Below are 20,420 nucleotides of genomic sequence, written 5' to 3'. Positions count from 1 at the left end.
ATATCTAAAATGCCAATGCTACGATATCAATGTCGATACATTAGCTAATGGGGAACAAAAACAATGTAAAGGGAGAAGGCTATGTTAAAGGGAAAGGCAAAAAGACTAATATCTTGTGCTGTACTCTCAACTACCGTACTTGCGATGACAGCATGCGGTAGCACAGGTACAGATACAAATACAGCTGCCGGTAATCAGGCAGCACAGGATAATACACAGAGTACCAACACTCAGGCTGCTGTAGATGCACAAGGAAGTGCTTCCGCAACCGGAGGAGAAGTAGCATTTAAGGGATTTGAACCTTATGAGGAAGAACTTAATATTCACATTGGAAGACTTGCTTCACAGCACACTGTATCAACGCTTCTTCCGGGAGATACTCTTGAGGACAACCCATATACTAGATATGTAAAAGAAAAGCTGAATATCACATTCACTGATGAGATTGAAGCTGCAGATGAAGACTATAAAAACCATATTGCGCTTGCAACATCAAGTGGGGATATTCCTGAAATGTTCACAGTTACCAACTATGACACATTGGTTGACCTTGTTGAGAGTGATCTTCTGTGCGATCTGACAGATGTCTTTAATGAATATGCAAGTGATTATATCAGAGAAATCTATGATTCTTTTGATGGAAGAGGCCTTGATATGGTTACCTTTGATGGCAAGCTGATGGCTCTTCCGGGAACCAACGCTGACAACGGAGTTCCAACACTTTGCTGGATCAGAAAAGACTGGATGGATAAGCTTGGTATTAACCCTGATGAAGACGGAGATCTTTGCGTAACTTATGAGGAGATTGCTGATGTAGCAAGAGCCTTCGTGGATAAAGACGTTTCAGGCAAGGGAACAATTGGTATTGCCATGAGTGATGGCATCGGTGATGCAGAGTGGATTGCCAATGCAAATGGCGGATTTGTAGGAAAATGGCTTGATAATGGTGATGGAACAATTACATGGTCTACATTATCAGATGCAAACAAGAAAAGCTGGGAAATCTTGCATCAGTGGTTCGAAGAGGGCATTCTGGATCCTCAGTTTGGCACAAGAACATATGAGGATGTGACAGCTCTTTTGATCGATAATAAGTGTGGTATCGCATTTGGTGCATGGCATATGCCTGACTGGAGATTCTCCCATGTTAAGGATGCCAATCCGGAGGCTGAGTACATTGCATACACAATTAAGGATTCAACAGGCAAGGTAAACCTTGCACATGAGAACCCTACCAATAACTTTATCGTTGTTAGAAAGGATTATCCTCATCCTGAGGCAGCTGTTAAGATCCAGAACGTTCTTTTCGATGAGCTTGTACATGAGACTCTGGATACAGCTCCTGAAGTAATGTCATTTGTACAGAACGGCGGAGATAACTTTACCAAGCCTGTACAGATTGAGTGCCTGCCATCTACTACCAAGGATGTTTATTATAACGAACATCAGGCAGTACTTAAGGGAGAACTTCTTCCTGAGAACACATCAACAGCAGAGAACAAGAACAGCTCATCTATCATGCTTGAGTACTTGAAAGATCCTGAGCATGTAACAGAAGAGACACGTACAGGATGGTCTTTCTATAACTCCAGAATTGTAGGACTTGGTGCAGCTATCGGCGGACTTAATGCTAATGGCAATGCTAACTGGGTATCACCACTGTATCCTCCTACACTTGAAGCAATGGAGCAGAAAAAAGCAGCCCTCGATACTCTTGAACTCAAAGCATATATCCAAATTGTAACCGGTGAGCAGCCAATTGAGTACTTTGAGCAGTACAAGGCAGACTGGATGTCTTATGGCGGTGCGGATATTATCGCAGAAATGGAAGATTACTACGCTAACAAATAATTAAAATACGGGTGAGTGCAATATGGCTAATAATAATAAAGGTACCAAGATCAGTACTAAAAATATTGCCTCAGAAGTGTTCTATCAGTGCATGATGTTACCGGGCATGGTATTTGTTGTATTATTCAACCTAGTACCAATGCTTGGTGTCATCATGGCATTTCAGGATTACAAGCCTGCGAAAGGATTTCTGGGATCCAAGTTCGTAGGACTTAAGCATTATATCTATCTTTTTCAAATTCCCGATGGATTTAATATATTCAGAAACACACTGGTTATCGCAATAGGTAAGATTGTGATAGGAACGCTGATGGCAATTGTCTTCTCTATTCTGTTAAATGAAATCAGGCATGTGTGGCTCAAAAAGGGTATTCAGACTGTCGTATACCTTCCACATTTCCTGTCCTGGGTTATTCTTGCGACAGCGATCAAGAATCTGTTCAGGCTTGACGGCTTTGTAAATGCAATTCTCGGAACCGGCATCAATTTCCTGGGCAGTAATTCTTTTTTCCAGCCATTGCTCATAGGAAGCGATGTTTGGAAAGAATTCGGCTATAATTCCGTAGTTTATCTTGCAGCATTAACTGCTATAGATCCGGGCCTGCATGAAGCTGCCAAAATTGACGGAGCAAACTGGTGGGACAGGGTGATCCATGTAACTCTTCCAGGGATGCGCTCTGTAATCATACTTATGTGTGCAATGAGCCTTGGAAGTATTTTAAATGCCGGCTTTGATCAGGTTTATAACCTCTATACTGCACCGGTATATGAGACCGGTGATATTATCGACACTTACGTATACAGGGTAGGCCTGACCTCTATGCAATATAGTTTTGCCACGGCCATAGGACTAATGAAGTCAGTCATAGCCTTTGTGCTTATGATGCTGGCTAATCATCTGGCCAAGAAATACACAGATAGCAAAATATTCTGAGAAGGAAAATCATATGAATACAAAGAGAATATCAGGAAAGGCCGGTATTATCTGCATATATGCGATAGTTATTTTCCTGGGATTGTGCTGCCTTTTGCCGCTGTGGTATATCGTGGCTATATCTTTTTCTAAAGCATCTGCTGTAGAAGGAAATATGGTATCCCTTATACCCATAGGCTTTAATACAGTAGCCTACGAGGAAATCCTGACTGACGCACAATACTGGCGCTCCTTTTTAATATCTATTTTGCGTGTAATACTGGCGGTCATCATAAATCTTATTTTGACAGTCAGCATGGCCTACGCGCTTACCAAGAACAACAAACAGTTCCATGGAAGAGATATTTACATGAATATCCTCATTTTTGCCATGCTCTTTAATGGAGGAATGATCCCGACTTTTTTGGCGATAAAGAGATATCATCTGCTGAATTCAATATGGGCATTGGTACTTCCGGGAGCTGTACCTATTTTTAATGTAATACTGCTTATGAACTTTTTCCTTGGAATACCCAAGTCACTTGAAGAGGCTGCAGCTCTTGACGGAGCAAATCCGCTGCAGGTTCTCACAAAGGTATACATTCCATGTTCTGTCCCGGTACTTGCAACAGTAACTCTTTTCAGTATCGTAGGCAGCTGGAATGACTTTTACAGCGGACTTATATACATCACGAGAATAGAGAATTACCCTCTGATGACATATATTCAGAGTCTGACCATAAACATGGAAGAAATAATCAAGCACGGAACCATGGAAGATATTATCAGAGCATCACAGGTATCTGAGCAGAACCTCAATGCAGCCAAGATTGTAGTGGCTGTTATTCCGCTAATGCTCATTTATCCTTTTTTACAAAAGTACTTTATAACAGGAATCGTAATAGGTTCGGTAAAGGAATAAATCTGGAGGAGTTACAATGAATAAAGAACTGAACATTGCGAGGCATCCTGTTTCGGAACCGGGAAATATCATATGTCAGGGAAATTACAGAATTACAATTCTCACCAAGAGATTGATAAGGTTTGAATACAGTAGTGAACAGGTATTTGAAGACAGAGCGACGCAGGTTGTATTAAACAGGGATTTTCCTAAGGTGGATTTTTCTCTTAAAAAGACTGCGGATCGAATTGAGATAGAAACTGATTTTCTGCATGTATACTATGATGGAAAAGAGCCAAGCGCCGAAGGTCTTCGGGTGGAGATAAAAGATAGCAGGTCATCTCATATCGGACACTGGTACTATGGAAAAGAACCCGGTATGGCCGGAAATTTTGGTGGAACAATAAGAACTTTGGATGAAGTAAACGGTAGCTGTCCGATTGACGCAGGACTATTATCAAAAGATGGATGGGGAATACTCGATGATTCCGCCTCACTTGTCATCACGGAGGATGGCTGGGTAGCTGTACGTGAACATTCGGAATCAGATATTTATCTGTTTGGGTACGGCAGTGATTACAAGGGATGTCTGCACGATTTTTATGCTCTTACAGGAAAGACACCAATGCTTCCAAGGTTTGTTCTCGGAAACTGGTGGAGCAGGTATTATGAATACTCAGAGGAGAGCTACAAAGCGCTATTGGAGCGGTTTGACCAGGAAGATATTCCTTTTTCTGTTGCAGTAATAGATATGGATTGGCATATTGTGGATGTTGATCCCAGGTATGGAAGCGGTTGGACAGGTTTTACCTGGAACAAGGAGCTTTTTCCGGATCCCAAGCGGTTTCTGAAACATCTTCATGACAGGGGGATGAAGACTACGCTCAATCTTCATCCTGCGGATGGAATACGTGCCTATGAAGACTGCTATGAGGACATAGCAGAGAAAATGGGAGTGGATATAAGTAGTCAGGAGACAGTTGAATTTGATGCTGCAAATGCCAAATTTATCGAGAATTATCTGGAGTGTGTCTGCCATCCTCATGAAAAAGACGGAGTAGATTTCTGGTGGATAGACTGGCAACAGGGTACTAAGACTGGGCTTAAAGGACTTGATCCACTCTGGATCCTAAATCATTTTCATTACCTTGATAGTGGAAGAACAGGACTGAGGCCTCTGACTTTTTCAAGATATGCCGGACCCGGTTCCCACAGATATCCGATAGGTTTTTCCGGTGATACGGTCATAACCTGGGAATCTTTACAGTTCCAGCCATACTTTACTGCCACGGCTTCGAACATAGGCTATGGCTGGTGGAGTCATGATATAGGAGGCCACACCCACGGATATAAAGACGACCAGCTTGAATGCAGATGGTATCAGTTTGGCGTCTTTTCTCCAATTATGAGACTCCATTCGGAAAAGAATGAGTTTAATGGAAAAGAACCATGGCGCTTTAGAAAAGATATAAGCGAAATAATGAAGAGATTCCTGAGGCTAAGACACGAGCTCATGCCATATCTTTATACAATGAATTACAGAGCTTATAAAAATGACGAGCCAATAATCCAGCCTTTGTATTACAACCTGAAGTGGGACCAGGCCTTTGAGAAGGCACCAAATGAATACTTCTTTGGAACCGAAATGATCGTAAATCCTGTGACAAGTAAGTGCATTGAAGGCATAAATGTTGCCGGAACTACAACATATCTTCCGGAAGGCAGGTTTTATGACTTCTTTACAGATATGATCTACACTGGCGGAAGGACCATTGACTGTTATCGCACACTTGAATCCATACCCCTGTTTGTGCCTGAAGGAAGCATTATTCCAATGACGGACCGAAGAGGAACCAAAGAAGTAAGTTCTAACCCTGATTCTCTTATTATTCATGTTTATGTGGGAAAAGATGGCTCTTTTACCATGTATGAAGATGACAATGAGAGCATGAATTATGTGAATGGGGACGCGGTATTTACGGAATTTATCATGAAGTGGTCTGATGAAAAGAGCTTTTGCATCAAGGCACCAACCGGAAATATAAGCCTTATCCCTGAGAAAAGAGATTATCGCGTCATAATTCATGGTGTAGACATGACTGCATATATGGAAGATATCAATAAGCATGTTAAATCTATTCAGAGAAACACATCTCTTAAGGGAGAATGCTCGTATAATGAGAGCAAAAATCAGCTTATAGTCGATATGGAGGGTTGCGATCCGGATAATGACATTCTCATTACACTTCCTGAGGATACAGGCATTAAGAAGAATGCAGTAAGCGATGTGGTTTTCGAATTCCTGAATCAGGCAGAGATTTCTTTTGCTCTTAAAAAAGATATCTATTGCGCGGTAGAGACCGGAGGTTCTCCAGATCAGATCATGGAAAGCCTTGAGCAGATGAACATTGCAAGTGATCTCTACAAAGCTATATACGAAATAGTATTTGCATATGAATGATTACCGAGAGTTCTTGATAAATATTATCAAGAACTCTTATTGATGTGTATGTTAGCGGGTGCTAACATGTTTTATTGAAATAGTCCGCAAAAATGCGAAAAATATGAGGAGGAGAGCATGAGCTTAAATGAATTAGGAAAAGATAGTCAGGCAATTGTTGAAAAGCTGACAGGAGATGAGAGGTTTATGAGCAGGATAACTTCTATTGGCTTAACACCCGGATGCAGCATTAGAGTGATCAGAAATGATAAAAACAGACCAATGCTGATTTATTCAAGGGATACAATAATTGCGCTTAACAGAAATGAGTGCAAGGGCATTGAAGTTGCGGAGGTGGCAGGATGAGTTCAGCAACTATAGCTTTATTGGGACAGCCAAACTCCGGTAAATCCACACTTTTTAATGCACTGACAGGGCTTCGTCAGCATGTGGGCAACTGGCCGGGTAAAACAGTTGAGAAAAAAGAAGGAAGTTTTTCCTACAAGGGCATGGAGTGTGCCATTGCGGACCTTCCCGGTTCGTATAGTCTTACTGCCAATTCTGATGAAGAGCTTATCACTCGAGAATACATCTCATCAGGGAAAGCAGACGTTGTCTGTATTTTGGCCGACAGCTCACAGCTTGAGAGATCTCTTTTTATGACTGCAGATTACGCAGGTATAGATGTACCAAGCTTTCTTGTGTTAAATATGGCTGATGTGGCTGCAGATCAGGGCAAAACTATAGATGCCAAGGCAATAGAGAAAAAACTGGGCATTCCGGTACTTCTTTTCTCTGCTACGGATGGAAAGAAATATGAGCCGTATTATGAAACTATGGAGAGGGCGGTAAAAGAAAAGTCCAAGATCAACGTAGAAGGGCTTGAGGCAGAATACGAGAAGATAGAGGGCTATAGCCTTTTAAAAGAGCTGATTCCTGAGGGAATGTTTACCGGTTTTACCAGTATGTGGCTTGCGGTCAAGGCTCTTGAGGGGGATGAGCAGGTTCTTTCTGTGCTAAAGAACAAGCTTTCTCAGGAAAACTACAAAAATGTCGTAAATATTTGCAGCGCCAGTCAGGGGGCAATTGCTACAGGAAGCAGCAAGTTTAAGTGGATTGATGAGATACTTGAGGGAAGTGTCAATGCCAAAAAAGAAAACATTGCACTCAGTAAGCTTGATAAAATGTATCTCAGCAAAGTATGGGGCAAACCTGCTGTAGTTCTGACAGTTTTGCTGGGACTTATTTTATCCTTTATCCCGGCTCTTCCGTTTATGGGAGTAGGGGAAGCTATAGGTGCGCTGAAAGCTCCGGTAGCAGCAGCTCTCATACAGGCAGGTGCCCCGGAAGTATTGATTCAGATAATATGCACTGTTGTGATCCAGTCATTTAGCTACATAGTTAAGATGTTGGGCTTTGTATTCGGAGTTACGCTTGTGTTCGGACTTCTTGAGGAAGTAGGCGTAATGGCACGAATTTCTTATGTTTTTGATAACACAATGGGCAAACTCGGATTACAGGGTAAGTCCGTAATGCCTTTCCTTGTCAGCTTTGGATGTACAATGGGTGGCGCAGCCGGCGCCAGAGTCATAGATAACTGGGGCCAAAAGGTTCTCACAATTGCCCTTGCATGGGCAGTTCCCTGTGGGGCAGCCTGGGCGGTAATTCCTATGCTGTCTGCAATATTCTTTGGACCGGGAGCAGTTCTTGTAATAGTTGCAATTCTCTTTACCATGATCCTGCATATGTGGGTAACAGCCAAGATTTTTGGGCGAAAGCTCGTTCAGAAGGCTGACAGATATGGAATGATAATGGAACTTCCGCCATATCATAAGCCCAGAATCGGAGCCCTCCTTCGCTACGTGCTTGGAAGAACAGGTGATACATTTAAGCGAGTTACCAGCGTGGTTCTCCTTGTATGCGGTGTTTTCTGGATTCTCAGTTACACCTTTGTTCCAGGCACACAGCCTATCCTATATCGTATTGGAACAGCTATTGAGCCCGTGACTAAGATTTTTGGCTTGCATTGGCAGTTATTTGTTGCTTTTATAGCATCTGCCGTAGGAAAAGAGGGTGCTATTGGCGTTATTAGTGCTCTTTTTACAGGCGGAAATATCTCAAGTGCCTTTAATGCAGCTATGAGTGGAGCCGGAGCAGCTTCAAACCTCAACGAGATACTCCTTTCAAACGTCTCTAAAGCTGAGGCATTGGCCTTTATATTCGCAATGACCTTCAACATGCCTTGTGTTGTTGCACTTGCTGCAACTTTCCAGGAAACCTATTCAGTTAAGTGGACTGCAAGAATTGCGCTTTATTACACCTTTACAGCATTATTACTTGCTGCGATCGCTTACCATGTTGGGCTACTGATCTTCTGATTGCTGAAGGAGGTAGTGACTAAGGCATGAATGATTTGATTAAACTGTTAAGTGATGGACATGCCAGGACAGAAAAGCTTCTGGCAATTGAACTTCACACAACAGTTGAAGATGTAAAAAGACAAATAGAGTATCTTGAGAATATGGGCATAATCCGCAGGGTGAACTATTCATCCTGTGGATCGGGATGCTCAGATGGTGGCGGCTGCGGAGGAAATTGCAGCAAGTGCGCCCCAAAAGGTGGTTTCCAGAATATGGGAGTCATGTATGAGGTTGTACCTGCAACTCAGAAGAGATTGAATCTTACTTTGTAAAAATGGATATTCTATAGGATACCGAATTTCTTCAGATATTTGATAATCTATGTTAATTTAGATTTATGAGGGAGCAATTAGCCTTGTACCACGTGTTATAGTATGATTATGTGTAAAACATGCCCTAATAAGATGATTTTGTTTTATTAGGGCATATATTGCGTATGGGAAACCTTCACATGATGAAAAAGGCAGTAATCTAAGGGAGAATTATGTTACTAACGATATTTTTGACAATTGTATTTTGTGTTGCAATCACAAATATGATGTTTGCAGCAGTTGTATTTATTCAGGATAAGAAGCTTTTTTCATCAGCTCCTAAGGAATTTCAGAAAGTAATAGTGCCTCGTGAGAAGGAACTGTTTTACGGGGCAAAAGCAATAGGATGGGCGCTTTTAGTATTCAGCTTCATTCTTATCTTTGGTGTGGGAGTAATATCTGTCTGGGACGGGGTAAGAAGTGAGTATTCCTTTTGGCAATTTTTTGTACGTTTTATAGTGATATTCACGGTATATAAACTTTACGACATGATCTGCTTCGATTATTTTTTGCTGATGAAGTTTCACTTTTTCCAATTTTATTTTCCTGAAATAGAAGACGTGGCACAAGGCAGGATATATGGATACAACTTAAAAAGTCAGCTGATAAAGCTTTTGATCATATTCCCTGCGGCCTCTGCTTTGGCAGCGTGGATATGCTCAGGGTTGAGGTGAAGAAGAATTGCTGAGTGAAGATATAGGAGAATTATAATGAAGACAGCAGAACAATATAAGAAGCTGACTATCAGCGAATTTACAAAGGCGGCAGAAGTATATGAGACAGATCATGCCGGAATATACGAAATGTGTAAGGAAGATTATCCATATATTGAAGAGGAACTATCTCATATCAATTATCAGGATCTTTTGGACTGCGGATGCGGTACCGGACCCATGATATCTCTTTTGCATGAAAAGGACAGCTCGAAGCACTATGTGGGACTTGATCTGACTCCCAGGATGATAGAAGTGGCAAGGAGTAAAAAGCTTGCAGGCACAGAATGGATTGTGGGAGACTGCGAGAATCTTCCTTTCGATGATGAGTCTTTTGATGTGATCATTTGCACAAACAGTTTTCATCATTATCCCAATCCGCAGAAGTTCTTTGACAGTGTTAAAAGAGTATTAAGACCTGACGGAAGACTGGTGTTGCAGGACTATACTGCACCAAAAGCTATTCTATGGCTCATGAATCATACAGAGATGCCACTGGCTAACCTTATCGGACATGGCGATGTTGGAGCCTATTCACTTATTCAGATGCAGGAATTCTGTAATAAGTCGGGGCTTCAGATTGAGAAACTTGAGGCAGCAAAGAAGTTTCGAATGCATCTGGTGGCAAGAAAGTGAAAACTTATTTATACGTGTAGAATTAAGCTCTGTTCCTGTAAGGTTATTGTCAATATATATGTAAAATATGCCCTAATAAGATGATTTTGTTTTATTAGGGCATATTTTTTCATATTATTGACCATTGATTTGATTCTGCGTATGCCCTATTGCAGCTCTTTTCATCTATTGAGGGCATACATTGCGTATGGAAAACCTTCACTGGCATCAAAATGTATGCCCTATAGATATAGTTTTTCTTATAAAAGGGCATATTGTGGAGATTATACAGGATATGCTGAGAGCTCGTTTTGGTTTGGCAATCTTGATGTATGGGCTATTTTATTTTTGTCTGAAAAAATGTATGATAATCCATAAGTTGTCGGAAAAAATGTCGGAGGTGGAAGGAGAAGAAGGATATAATGAAGCATTGCGGGACACAGACAATCGAAACAGAAAGACTTATATTGAGGCAATTCAAGAGAGAAGACGCCGATTCCATGTTTAAGAACTGGGCAAATGATGAAGAAGTTACTAAGTATCTGACTTGGCCGCCTCATGGAACGGTGGATGTTACAAAAGAGATTTTGAAACAGTGGGTGGATTCATATAAGGATGAAAAGTACTATCAGTGGGCCATTGTTCTAAAAGAAATAGATGAACCAATAGGCAGTATCTCAGCAGTTGGTATGGAAGAAAGAATAAACATGATCCATATAGGATACTGTATCGGAAAGCTCTGGTGGAATCAGGGGATTACATCTGAAGCATTAAAAGCAGTTATAGAATTCTTTTTTGACAAGGTGGAAGCAAATCGCATCGAATCAAGGCATGATGTTAATAATCCACATTCCGGTATGGTCATGAAGAAATGCGGAATGAAGTACGAAGGTACACTCCGGAGCTCAGATATTAACAACCAGGGACTTAATGATTCCAGTTGGTATGCAATTCTAAGATCAGATATGGCTGAAGATGATGTGGACCGTATGTTAAAAAAGGCGGCACTGTGATGGTTGCAGTTCCCGGATTAATGGAACAACCGCAAGGCGAACTGAAAGTAATTTTTGAGTCATGGGCAGAAGGAGAAGATTCCGAACTTATCAAGACCGCTGCATGGTGGGAAAAACTGTTGAAGAATGAGCGTAAAGGCCGATTGCAGTATCGAAATAAAAGAAGCTGAGTGTTATATATCCATGGAGAGAATGGCTTGAATCAGGACATGAATATGGCTTACGTGATAAGGAGTTTTTGGATAAAGGTTTGTATGATATTTTGAATTTTCATTTAATCTATGTCAGAAAGAACACATCGGTGTAGATCATATCGTGACAGTTGATGTAAAACTGCCTCTATCAGAATATTTCATTTAGTGGCAGTTCAATTTATGCTCGTAGTTCTGCCTATATCACGAGTAATGCTGATACAGGCAGACATAATTAGAGCTGAAAATCTGCCTCTTTTGAGATATTCGCGATACAGGCAGAATATCTAAGGAGAAATAGTCTGCCTATATTTATAAATATTTGATAGAGGCAGAAAGACAGGCTTAAAAAGCACTGCCACTATAAAATAAACTACAATATAGGCAGTACAACCGTGCATAAACCGACTGCCACTATAACAAGTTCCGAAAAAGTAGCAGAACGGAAGCAGCTGCGGAGTCTGAAATATGGGGAAGCTAAGAAATGAAAAATGAAAAGCAACAACCTTCTACAGGCAAGAAACAGGAAATAAAGGTTAAAAACAGTTCTGCGGCTGATGCTCTAAAGAGGGCGCCGGATGAGGTGATAGCAAGAGCTATCCATGATGTATTGTTAAAGCAGAAAGAGGGAAAATAGGAATATGAGTACTGATTTATCAGATATAGGGAAATATACAGGATAAAATGCGCCATAACTTATTGTAATTATCACCAAATTCAGACAATTATTTTTATTGATTATTTCGTTTGTGTAAGCGTTTACATCCAGTATTCATGCGTGTTATGATGTTCTCGTGTTTTAGCTTGGGGAGGCAAAAAGGTAAAAATGGGAGGACAGAAGGTATGATCAAAAAACTGATCAAAAAGGTTGTAATTGCTATCACGACAGCTTCGGTGATAGTAGCTTCTTCTACTGTAGCAACTACGGTGCCTAAGGTAGAAGCAGCATCGAATATCATTTCTGATGGATGGTATTACATTAAGAATATCAACAGTCAGATGTATGTTGAAGTAGCTAATGCATCTGACGCAAATGGGGCAAATGTTCAGCAGTACACAGGTAATGGCAATGCTTGCCAGAAGTGGTATGTTACTAATCTTGGAAGCAATTACATTACGCTTAAAAGTGGCATGGCTGGTGGCCGTATGCTTGATGTCAATGGGGGAAGCTCAGCTAACGGTACAAATATTCAGATCTGGCCTGCAAATGGCAAGGATTCACAAACCTTTAGGGTAGTTAGTATTTCCAGTGGAGTAGTTGCTCTTCAGACAAAGTGCAGTTCTAATAAACAGGCTGTTGACGTGTATAACTGGTCAACAGCAGCTGGCGGGAATATCTCGACATGGGAGTATAACGGACTTGCATGCCAGCAGTTCAAGTTTGAAGCATGTTCAAACGGATCAGGTAACAGCTCAGGAAGCGGCTCCGGATCAGGTAACAGCTCAAGTTCCGGAAACACTAGTGGAAGTACTATTACAGTTAAAAATGGTGGAACTTCACTTTCATCAGCTATCAGCAAAGCAAAGAGTGGAACCACAATTGTAATTGATGGTACAGTTAAGAGTGGTTCGATAAAGCTTCCATCAGGTGTTCATATCACAGGTAAGAACAATGCTACTATCGACTTTTCCTCTACAAGTGGAAGTTCAGGCAGGGGAATTACCATTTCCGGAAGCGGTAGTAAGCTTTCGAACTTTACGGTAAAAAATGCAGCTGATAACGGTATCTTTATAGATGGCAATAACAATACCTTTACAAATGTAATTTGCTGTTACAACAAGGACGCTGGTTTCCAGATCAGTAACGGAGGTTCAAACAATAAATTCTACAACTGTACTTCACACCACAATGCGGATCCAAAAGGTGAAAATGCAGATGGCTTTGCTTGTAAGCTTCACTCAGGGACAGGAAACTATTTTGAAGGTTGTGTTGCTGAGTACAACAGTGATGACGGATGGGATCTCTATGCTGCACACGGCGCTGTAACATTTAAGAATTGTAAGGCGAACTACAACGGATATTGTGACGGGATCTATGGAGATGGTAACGGCTTTAAACTTGGTGGAGTTGATAATAAAACGCCAGGAGTTGCAGCGCACCTTGATCCATTGAACCATGTTTTAGAAGGATGTTCAGCTGTAGGAAACTATGCAAGTGGTTTTGACAGAAATAACCAGAGCGGTGTAGTAACTATGAAAAAATGTACTGCAGACAGTAACAAGAAGTATAATTATAACTGGCCAAAGGAAGGAACTCCTTCTGCTCTTGGTAAAAAAGTTACATTTGGAACTGCAGTCATTCAGGATTGCACATCTAAAAACGGAAAAAATAACATTAAGGGTGCCACATTAAAGGGCAACTGTATTGGGTTTTAATTAAACACATTACTCCTTGGGTTCGAACACGAGGCTATCGCATAGCGCGATGGCCTTTTTTTATGGAATGGAATATACTAAACTTGTGATGATACAGGAGAAGCAGCTTCCTACTCAACGATCACACAGATTATGTTGCGCTTGGCATGGCTGATTATTCCTAAAAGCTAAAAAGGACGAAATATGAGCAGAAAAATTTTGATAATAAATACCGGCGGAACTTTGTCCGCTGTAATGAAAAAGAATGGGCTTATTCCGGGCCTGTCTATTCATGACATGCAAAAGGAACTCAAGATGGTTTCCGGTGATACTGATATTGAGATTGAAGATTTTTGTTCTGTAGACAGTGCCAATATTTTTCCGGAGGACTGGTGTGCTCTGGCGCAGAAGATCAGCGATTGCCGCAATGACTATGACGGAATTGTCGTCATTCACGGAACTGATACACTTGCGTATACATCATCAATGCTCTCTTTTATGTTGAGAAATATTAATATTCCGGTAGTGATCACGGGATCGCAGCTGTCAATTACTAATCCGGTGGCAGATGCTATGGAGAACTGCAGATGTGCTATACACATGGCTGCAAGTCAGATCCCCGGAATTTTTGTGGCTTTTAACAGAAAGGTTATTCTGGGCTGCAGAGCATCAAAAGTCAGATCTCTTAGTTTTGATGCCTTTGAGAGTATTAATTATCCTAATATAGCTACAATCAGCTCTTTGGGTATGAAGATTGAAACTGCAGCTGTTCCGGAGAGGACCGGGATATTCAAATTAGCAAATACATATTCTGATAAAGTTTGCATGATAAAGATGTTTCCGGGAATTCATAGAAGCTTTATCGAATCTATTGCTGAACAGGGGTATAAAGGCCTGTATATCGAGGCTTACGGCATCGGTGGTATGCCATTTCTCAAGCACGATTTTATTGGAGCATTAGATAAAGTTATTCAGAATGGAATGACAGTTGTCGTGGGTACCCAGTGCAGATATGAAGGAACCAAGATGGATGTATATGAGACCGGTAAAAGAGCTATGGCTATAGGAGCACTTGAAGCGCGCGATATGACAGGTGAAGCAGCTCTTACAAAACTCATGTGGATTTTGGGAATGACGGAAGACATTAAGGAAATACGTGACTTCTATTCTATCAATATGGCTGGTGAAATGTCTAAAATATAATTTTAATAACCCACATTCCGGTATGGTCACATTCAATTCAGACATGGCTGAAGATGAAGTGAACCGCATCCAGTTTATACACGATAGAGGAGGTATTATTTGAAAAAGACAATTCGCAGTGTTCTCATTTTTATAACGCTGATTATTATTGTGTTGGTGGGACTTTTGATAAAGCTACGGATACAGACAGGAAGAATCCTTACTGATTATTCATCTATATATAAAGATGATAAATATGGTGCTCCTGTATATGTTGATGGAGTAGAGGTAATAACCCAGGATGTTTCCTGTGGTTATGCTTGTATTGAGATGTTTTCTGCATGGAATGGGGGACATCTGACAGAAGAGGATCTGTACAATGAATATGGCAAGGTCATAACCTCAACAGGAGATAAGTTCTGCGAAGAAATGAACAAGCGCTTTCCGGAGTACACTACGTCTATCCATAAATACATGTCAAACACGGAACTGATAGATGCAGCTTATGAAAATCTGGCAAGAGGAGTACCTGTGCCATTTGAGTGGGCAGCTAAGTATGGTGATGTGTGGACTCTTCATTATTCCCTGCTTGTTGGGATGGATATTCCTAATGACAAGATAACTGTAGCAAATCCTTATGGTTATGTTGAAGAGTTGTCTGTAGATGAATTTTTACAGCGCACAAGTTTTGAAGCCTATGAGAATATGCCTTTTTATTTCAAATTGGCATTTGCTGTAGGGATGTTTGAGAAGAATACAATCTTTACTGTTCACGGATTGAACGGAAACTAAATAACTTTCAGAATAATGAAATAAGCAAATCGGTTTTTCTGGTTAAAACAGGAGGCGCCTCATGAAATTAAATCGCATTCATCATATTGCGGTGATTTGTTCCGACAAAGACACTGCTCTGAACTTTTACCATAATAAGCTTGGCTTTCGAATTCTGCGAGAGAACTATAGACCGGAACGGGATGATTGGAAGATTGACCTTAAGCTCGATGACAGCGAAATTGAACTTTTTATTATGAAGGATCATCCACTCCGTCCTTCTCCCGAAGCTTACGGATTGCGTCATCTTGCTTTCCGTGTAGATAGTGTAGATGAGACCGTCGCAGAATTGGAGTCTATGGGTATCCCTTGTGAACCGATACGACGGGATGCTTTCACGGGTGAAAAAATGACGTTTTTCCGTGACCCGGACGGGCTTCCTTTGGAAATACATGAGTAAACTACTTGTGACAAATGAGATTGGTCTGGCTGAAGTGTTAGCAAGTTCTCCCGGAAAACAATGCAGAACGACAAATCGGTGTTTTATGAGGTGATGATATGGCACGACGTTCGGTATTTGATATGCGTTTTCAAGATATCTACTCTGCATTGATCCAGAAGGCAGAACGTAAAGGAAGGACGATAGAGGAAGTCAAGGAGGTGACTGCCTGGCTCACCGGATACTCGACGGAGCAAATCGATGCTGCAATGAATTCAGATATTACATATGGTGAGTTTTTCTCTGACACACCTGCCTATAATCAGCGTGCGGCTCTTATTACCGGAAAGATATGTGGTATTCAGATAGAGACGATTGAAGATCCTTTGATGAAGAAAATCCGGCAGCTTGACAAGCTGGTGGATGAACTTGCGAAGGGAAAACCAATGGAGAGTATTTTAAGATGAAGTGGAAATGCCCGAAATGCGGTAGGGAGTTCAGTAAACAGAATCAGGGTCATTACTGTATGAAACCGCAGAATATCGAGGAGTACATTGCTGTACAGGATGCACAGGTACAGCCCAGGCTGAAGGAAGTCCGCGACATTCTGGCAGAAGCATTGCCGGAGGCTGAGGAACGCATATCCTGGTCGATGCCTACTTTCTGGAAGGGGAGAAATATCATTCACTTTGCAGCAGCCAAAAAGCATATTGGGCTATATCCGGGTGATGGCGCCACCGAAGCGTTTAAAAAGGAACTGACAGGATTCGATGTGAGTAAGGGGACGATCCGGCTGCCGTATGACCAGGAGTTGCCTGCGGATCTGATCGCAAGAATCGCCAGATGGTGCTATGAGGAGTACAGAAAATGAGCGCAGGAGATCAGGTCATAGACAGTAAGACACATCTGTTCTTTGAGAAACAGCCTGCAACATACAGGTATCGGTAAGGTTTTTCTGGATATGGAGAACATGCTCGTGCTGGCAGATGATGATGGAATCTTTGCTCCTCCATGTCTGATTCTACGCGGGCGATGGTAACCGAAAATGCCGAGGATATTCTTGTGGTGATCTATTGCTTCGAGAATAATATTGATCTTGACGTACTTCTCAGTAAAGCAAGGAATGCATTTGAGAGATTTGCTGCGGCAGAGAACATAGATAGCTGGATTTATATAAATCGGAGCTTGTCGGGCTGAAGTTGGCGTGTTATATTCGAATAAAAACCCTCGAATATCAGCATGATTGGTTTTTTACGAGCTTATTTGCACACAGTCGATAATGATTGTGTGCAAATTTTCTATTCAGTATAATGGTAGAGTCTTTGTTTTCTTAAATAACACATGTAATCATTTGCAGCAGAAGAAATCACATGTTTTTTAAAAAAGTTGTTGACTGTAAACCTTGTTTATAGCCTACAGTTGCTTCATGAATTGAAAATGGAGGTGCATGTATGACAATTAAAGAAGTGGAGCAGCTGTTAGAAGTTCCCAGAGCAACGATAAGGTTTTATGAAAAAGAGAATCTTATAAAGCCAGTCAGAGAAAGTAATGGATACCGTGACTATTCTGAATATGATGTTGGAAGGTTGAAACAGATTATCCTCCTTCGAAAGATAGGCTTTTCGGTGATTGACATAGAGGACGTTCTAGACGAAGCGAGAACTTTGGATGAAGTACTTGAAGAAAATCTGGTAAGACTTGGAAAACAGATTGAAGAACTTAATGGAGCAGTACTGCTTAGTAAACGCCTGAAAAGTGATGATGTGGATATTGCATCCTTCGATGTAGATAAGTATTGGAATGTCCTGGAGGATGCAGAGCGCAGGGGCAATAAATTTATGGACATTGCCAGGGATATAGCAGATACAGAGAAAAAGACAGTATTTAGTTACATGGGTTGGACAGACATGAATGGTAATCTTTATGATTTTCCGAAAAGTGTTATAAAGTTTATCGGTCTTATATTTATTTTGGGAATAGCATGTTTTATCCGTGGTGAATGGACGCTGGTAAACTTTATGTCAGGAGTGACAATAGTAGCAATCATTCTGGTGGAAAGCATTATTCGTATTCCGCTTCATTTTTTTGGAAACAGAAGAAAGGATAAAGAGTGATGAATACGGATAAAAGTAAAAAGATCATAATAATAGTAATTGCAATAGTTGCCGCTATTAGCGCCTTGTGTAGTATTGCAGCTGCGGTTCTTGTAGGCATTTTCGTTGTTGGATCAGTTACTACAAAACCTGAGGTGTACACTGATATAACAAATTACAGGGAATACATGTCGTTTGACGTAACTGATGCAGATTCACAATGGAATAAATGGGGCATTGATGAAAGCATATGGCCTCAGGAGATTACTGATAACATGACGATTGCAGACTATAAGATGGTTTATTATAATCCCTGGGATGCCCAGTACCTTGGCTATCTTGTTGTTGATTATTCTAACGAAGACTATTTAAAAGAGTCGGAAAGACTTAAATCATATCCGTCTACAGATTATATTGGATATTACAGCGTTGAAGAAGAGACGACATATGACTTATTGGCAATAAATGCTGATTCCTACAATGGATTTGTATATGCTCTTACAGATGGAAAGAACAGAATAATCTATGCAGAACAGATATTTTGTAACTATTTCATGGATTTTGATTATGATGAATACATCCCACATGAATATCTGCTGGATGGATTTGATGCATCATCTGATAATCCATATGCTTTAGCACGGAGAAAAGAAATAGATGGTGATGATTAGTTAGCGTCGAAGTATAAGAAAACCGGAGTCAATATGCAACAATATTGTAATTAAAGGCAGATTGGTGGTGCAAGATTTGTCAATTGATGCTTCTGTGAAATCAGCTTTTGAAAGAGGCTATAGAGTAATTATTCCAAAGGGCACCAACTCTACTGTTGATAATGACTACATGGATGCGGAGACAACGTACAAGTACTACAATGAAATGATGTGGCCTAATAGATTTGCGGATTTTGTTTCTTTGGACGAAGCAATTGGAATGATGGAGAGACTATGAACAAACAAGAGATTATTAATATGCTGGATGATTTTCCATATAGCCGCGCTGAATACTGGATAATAACTGGAAGTGCCATGGTTATATATGGAATCCGGGAGCAAACTCATGATATAGATATGGGATGCACATCTAAGATGGCAGATCAGCTTGAGGCAGATGGTTACACTTTTTCCTTAACCGAAAGCGGTAATAGAAAGTTTGAAATTGGAGAATATATAGAGGTATTTGAGAACTGGATCAAAGATAAAACTGATATGGTTGATAACGTTCCAGTCATTTCTATCAAAGGTCTCATTATGATGAAACAGGAACTTGGGAGAGATAAGGACAAAAAAGATATTGCACTGATCAAGGAATATATGAGCACTAAGTTTGAACTTGTCGAGAATGTTTTGAAACCAGAAGATTTTGTGAGGCTTAGAGTCGCTACAGGTTTTGCAGATATTCCTATAGAGCATGCGAAAAAGGCTCTCAGGAATGGACTTATAAATGTCTCTACCTTAAAAGATGGCGAAATTGTTGGAATGGGCAGACTTGTTGGTGATGGTGCGATGTATTGGTATCTGCAGGAAATAGTGGTTTTGCCTGAATATCAAGGTATGGGTATAGGAACCATGATTGTTGACCATCTCGTAGACTATGCTATGAAGAATTCATCTACAGGAAGGTTTACAACCATAGGTGGCGTTTCTGCTAAGGGAAAAGAAGGCTTTTATCAGAAACTTGGATTTGAAGTAATACCTAATGGTATAAGAAAGATGATAGAGATATAGGATTATGTTTCAGTTTTATCTTGCTTAGGGGAGATTACTATGGTGATGGATAAAGATTTTAGAGGGAATGCATATATAGTAAAACACAAAGAAGTATTACTGAATTACAGCGGCGGGTTTGCTGACTTGGCAAATGAGATTCCCAATACGATTGAAACAAGATTTGCGTCTGCTTCCATGAGTAAGACTTTTGTTGCTGTGGGCATCTTGCAATTGATTGAAGCAGAGAAGCTGAAATTTGAAGATACTATCGGAGCAATTCTGGATTTTGATCTTAAACACATCGATCCCTGTGTGACAGTAAGACAACTATTGAATCACACTTCAGGAGTTCCGGACTATTTTGATGAATCAGTTATGGGAGTTATCGGAAAAGTCGTAAAAACCTCTATTGAGGAAGCAAATATGTCTGGAGACAAGGTTAATATAGATTCTCTTGAAGCTATCGCCTTTTGATCCTTACACACATGGTTATTATAAGGTGTCCG

The 20,420-nt window shown here is 40.7% G+C and carries 23 protein-coding genes; all 23 read left to right on the top strand.

The features are described 5' to 3' along the window. Positions 1–81 precede the first annotated feature (81 nt). The 23 genes from BPR_RS16070 to BPR_RS21585 all read left to right on the top strand — a co-directional run bounded on the left by BPR_RS16070 (position 82) and on the right by BPR_RS21585 (position 20,388). Positions 82–1,851 carry an extracellular solute-binding protein gene (locus BPR_RS16070; protein ID WP_013282538.1) on the top strand — a complete coding sequence of 590 codons (1,770 nt, stop codon included), beginning with the start codon at positions 82–84 and terminating at the stop codon, positions 1,849–1,851. Between the two features lie 22 nt (positions 1,852–1,873). Beyond that, a complete protein-coding gene (locus tag BPR_RS16065) occupies positions 1,874–2,785 on the top strand; it encodes an ABC transporter permease (RefSeq protein ID WP_013282537.1) in 912 nt (303 codons plus the stop codon). A gap of 13 nt (positions 2,786–2,798) precedes the next feature. After that, positions 2,799–3,686 (top strand): carbohydrate ABC transporter permease, encoded by an 888-nt coding sequence (locus BPR_RS16060; RefSeq protein WP_013282536.1) that lies wholly within the window; start codon positions 2,799–2,801, stop codon positions 3,684–3,686. 16 nt (positions 3,687–3,702) lie between these two features. Further along, positions 3,703–6,126, top strand: coding sequence for a glycoside hydrolase family 31 protein (locus BPR_RS16055; RefSeq protein WP_013282535.1), 2,424 nt, complete (start codon positions 3,703–3,705; stop codon positions 6,124–6,126). Between the two features lie 117 nt (positions 6,127–6,243). Next, positions 6,244–6,471: a FeoA family protein gene (locus BPR_RS16050; RefSeq protein WP_013282534.1), complete on the top strand. Its 228-nt coding sequence runs from the start codon at positions 6,244–6,246 to the stop codon at positions 6,469–6,471. Then, positions 6,468–8,483 (top strand): ferrous iron transport protein B, encoded by a 2,016-nt coding sequence (gene feoB, locus BPR_RS16045; RefSeq protein ID WP_013282533.1) that lies wholly within the window; start codon positions 6,468–6,470, stop codon positions 8,481–8,483. Before BPR_RS16050 ends, feoB begins: the two co-directional genes overlap by 4 nt. Positions 8,484–8,509: 26 nt before the next feature. After that, positions 8,510–8,797 carry a hypothetical protein gene (locus tag BPR_RS16040; protein WP_013282532.1) on the top strand — a complete coding sequence of 96 codons (288 nt, stop codon included), beginning with the start codon at positions 8,510–8,512 and terminating at the stop codon, positions 8,795–8,797. Positions 8,798–9,009: 212 nt separating this feature from the next. Then, the gene (locus BPR_RS16035) at positions 9,010–9,510 is read left to right on the top strand and encodes a hypothetical protein (RefSeq protein WP_013282531.1); all 501 of its coding nucleotides are present in this window, start codon (positions 9,010–9,012) and stop codon (positions 9,508–9,510) included. A 36-nt stretch (positions 9,511–9,546) separates the two neighbouring features. Next, positions 9,547–10,185: a class I SAM-dependent methyltransferase gene (locus BPR_RS16030; protein ID WP_013282530.1), complete on the top strand. Its 639-nt coding sequence runs from the start codon at positions 9,547–9,549 to the stop codon at positions 10,183–10,185. Between the two features lie 401 nt (positions 10,186–10,586). Then, a complete protein-coding gene (locus BPR_RS16025) occupies positions 10,587–11,177 on the top strand; it encodes a GNAT family N-acetyltransferase (protein ID WP_013282528.1) in 591 nt (196 codons plus the stop codon). Positions 11,178–11,852: 675 nt separating this feature from the next. After that, positions 11,853–12,005 carry a hypothetical protein gene (locus tag BPR_RS20800; RefSeq protein ID WP_013282527.1) on the top strand — a complete coding sequence of 51 codons (153 nt, stop codon included), beginning with the start codon at positions 11,853–11,855 and terminating at the stop codon, positions 12,003–12,005. Between the two features lie 206 nt (positions 12,006–12,211). Further along, entirely contained in the window at positions 12,212–13,744 is a 1,533-nt protein-coding gene (locus BPR_RS16020; RefSeq protein WP_013282526.1) for an RICIN domain-containing protein, read from the top strand. Between the two features lie 183 nt (positions 13,745–13,927). Then, positions 13,928–14,926, top strand: a complete 999-nt coding sequence (locus tag BPR_RS16015; RefSeq protein ID WP_013282525.1) for an asparaginase — start codon at positions 13,928–13,930, stop codon at positions 14,924–14,926. Positions 14,927–15,025: 99 nt separating this feature from the next. Further along, positions 15,026–15,697: a C39 family peptidase gene (locus tag BPR_RS16010; RefSeq protein WP_013282524.1), complete on the top strand. Its 672-nt coding sequence runs from the start codon at positions 15,026–15,028 to the stop codon at positions 15,695–15,697. 61 nt (positions 15,698–15,758) lie between these two features. Next, positions 15,759–16,136 carry an SMU1112c/YaeR family gloxylase I-like metalloprotein gene (gloA2, locus tag BPR_RS16005; protein WP_022767537.1) on the top strand — a complete coding sequence of 126 codons (378 nt, stop codon included), beginning with the start codon at positions 15,759–15,761 and terminating at the stop codon, positions 16,134–16,136. 98 nt (positions 16,137–16,234) lie between these two features. Beyond that, entirely contained in the window at positions 16,235–16,582 is a 348-nt protein-coding gene (locus BPR_RS16000) for a DUF2200 domain-containing protein (protein ID WP_013282522.1), read from the top strand. After that, positions 16,579–16,986, top strand: a complete 408-nt coding sequence (locus BPR_RS15995) for an iron chaperone (RefSeq protein ID WP_013282521.1) — start codon at positions 16,579–16,581, stop codon at positions 16,984–16,986. Before BPR_RS16000 ends, BPR_RS15995 begins: the two co-directional genes overlap by 4 nt. Positions 16,987–17,126: 140 nt before the next feature. Continuing rightward, complete coding sequence (locus BPR_RS21125) at positions 17,127–17,312, top strand: hypothetical protein (RefSeq protein WP_013282520.1); 186 nt, start codon at positions 17,127–17,129, stop codon at positions 17,310–17,312. A 254-nt stretch (positions 17,313–17,566) separates the two neighbouring features. Continuing rightward, a complete protein-coding gene (locus BPR_RS20115; protein ID WP_013282519.1) occupies positions 17,567–18,229 on the top strand; it encodes a MerR family transcriptional regulator in 663 nt (220 codons plus the stop codon). Beyond that, positions 18,229–18,879 carry a hypothetical protein gene (locus BPR_RS15985; protein WP_013282518.1) on the top strand — a complete coding sequence of 217 codons (651 nt, stop codon included), beginning with the start codon at positions 18,229–18,231 and terminating at the stop codon, positions 18,877–18,879. The genes BPR_RS20115 and BPR_RS15985 overlap by 1 nt, the downstream gene beginning before the upstream one ends. Positions 18,880–18,955: 76 nt before the next feature. Then, the gene (locus BPR_RS15980; protein ID WP_330367361.1) at positions 18,956–19,156 is read left to right on the top strand and encodes a cysteine hydrolase family protein; all 201 of its coding nucleotides are present in this window, start codon (positions 18,956–18,958) and stop codon (positions 19,154–19,156) included. After that, the gene (locus BPR_RS20110; RefSeq protein ID WP_051526003.1) at positions 19,153–19,932 is read left to right on the top strand and encodes a GNAT family N-acetyltransferase; all 780 of its coding nucleotides are present in this window, start codon (positions 19,153–19,155) and stop codon (positions 19,930–19,932) included. The genes BPR_RS15980 and BPR_RS20110 overlap by 4 nt, the downstream gene beginning before the upstream one ends. 45 nt (positions 19,933–19,977) lie before the next feature. After that, positions 19,978–20,388 carry a serine hydrolase domain-containing protein gene (locus BPR_RS21585; RefSeq protein WP_330367360.1) on the top strand — a complete coding sequence of 137 codons (411 nt, stop codon included), beginning with the start codon at positions 19,978–19,980 and terminating at the stop codon, positions 20,386–20,388. The last annotated feature ends 32 nt before the right edge of the window (positions 20,389–20,420 follow it).

The sequence above is a fragment of the Butyrivibrio proteoclasticus B316 genome (genome assembly GCF_000145035.1).
Taxonomy (GTDB): Bacteria; Bacillota; Clostridia; order Lachnospirales; family Lachnospiraceae; genus Butyrivibrio; species Butyrivibrio proteoclasticus.
The sequence above is the reverse complement of the archived record's forward strand: the minus strand, read 5'-3'. Positions and strand labels throughout refer to the sequence as shown.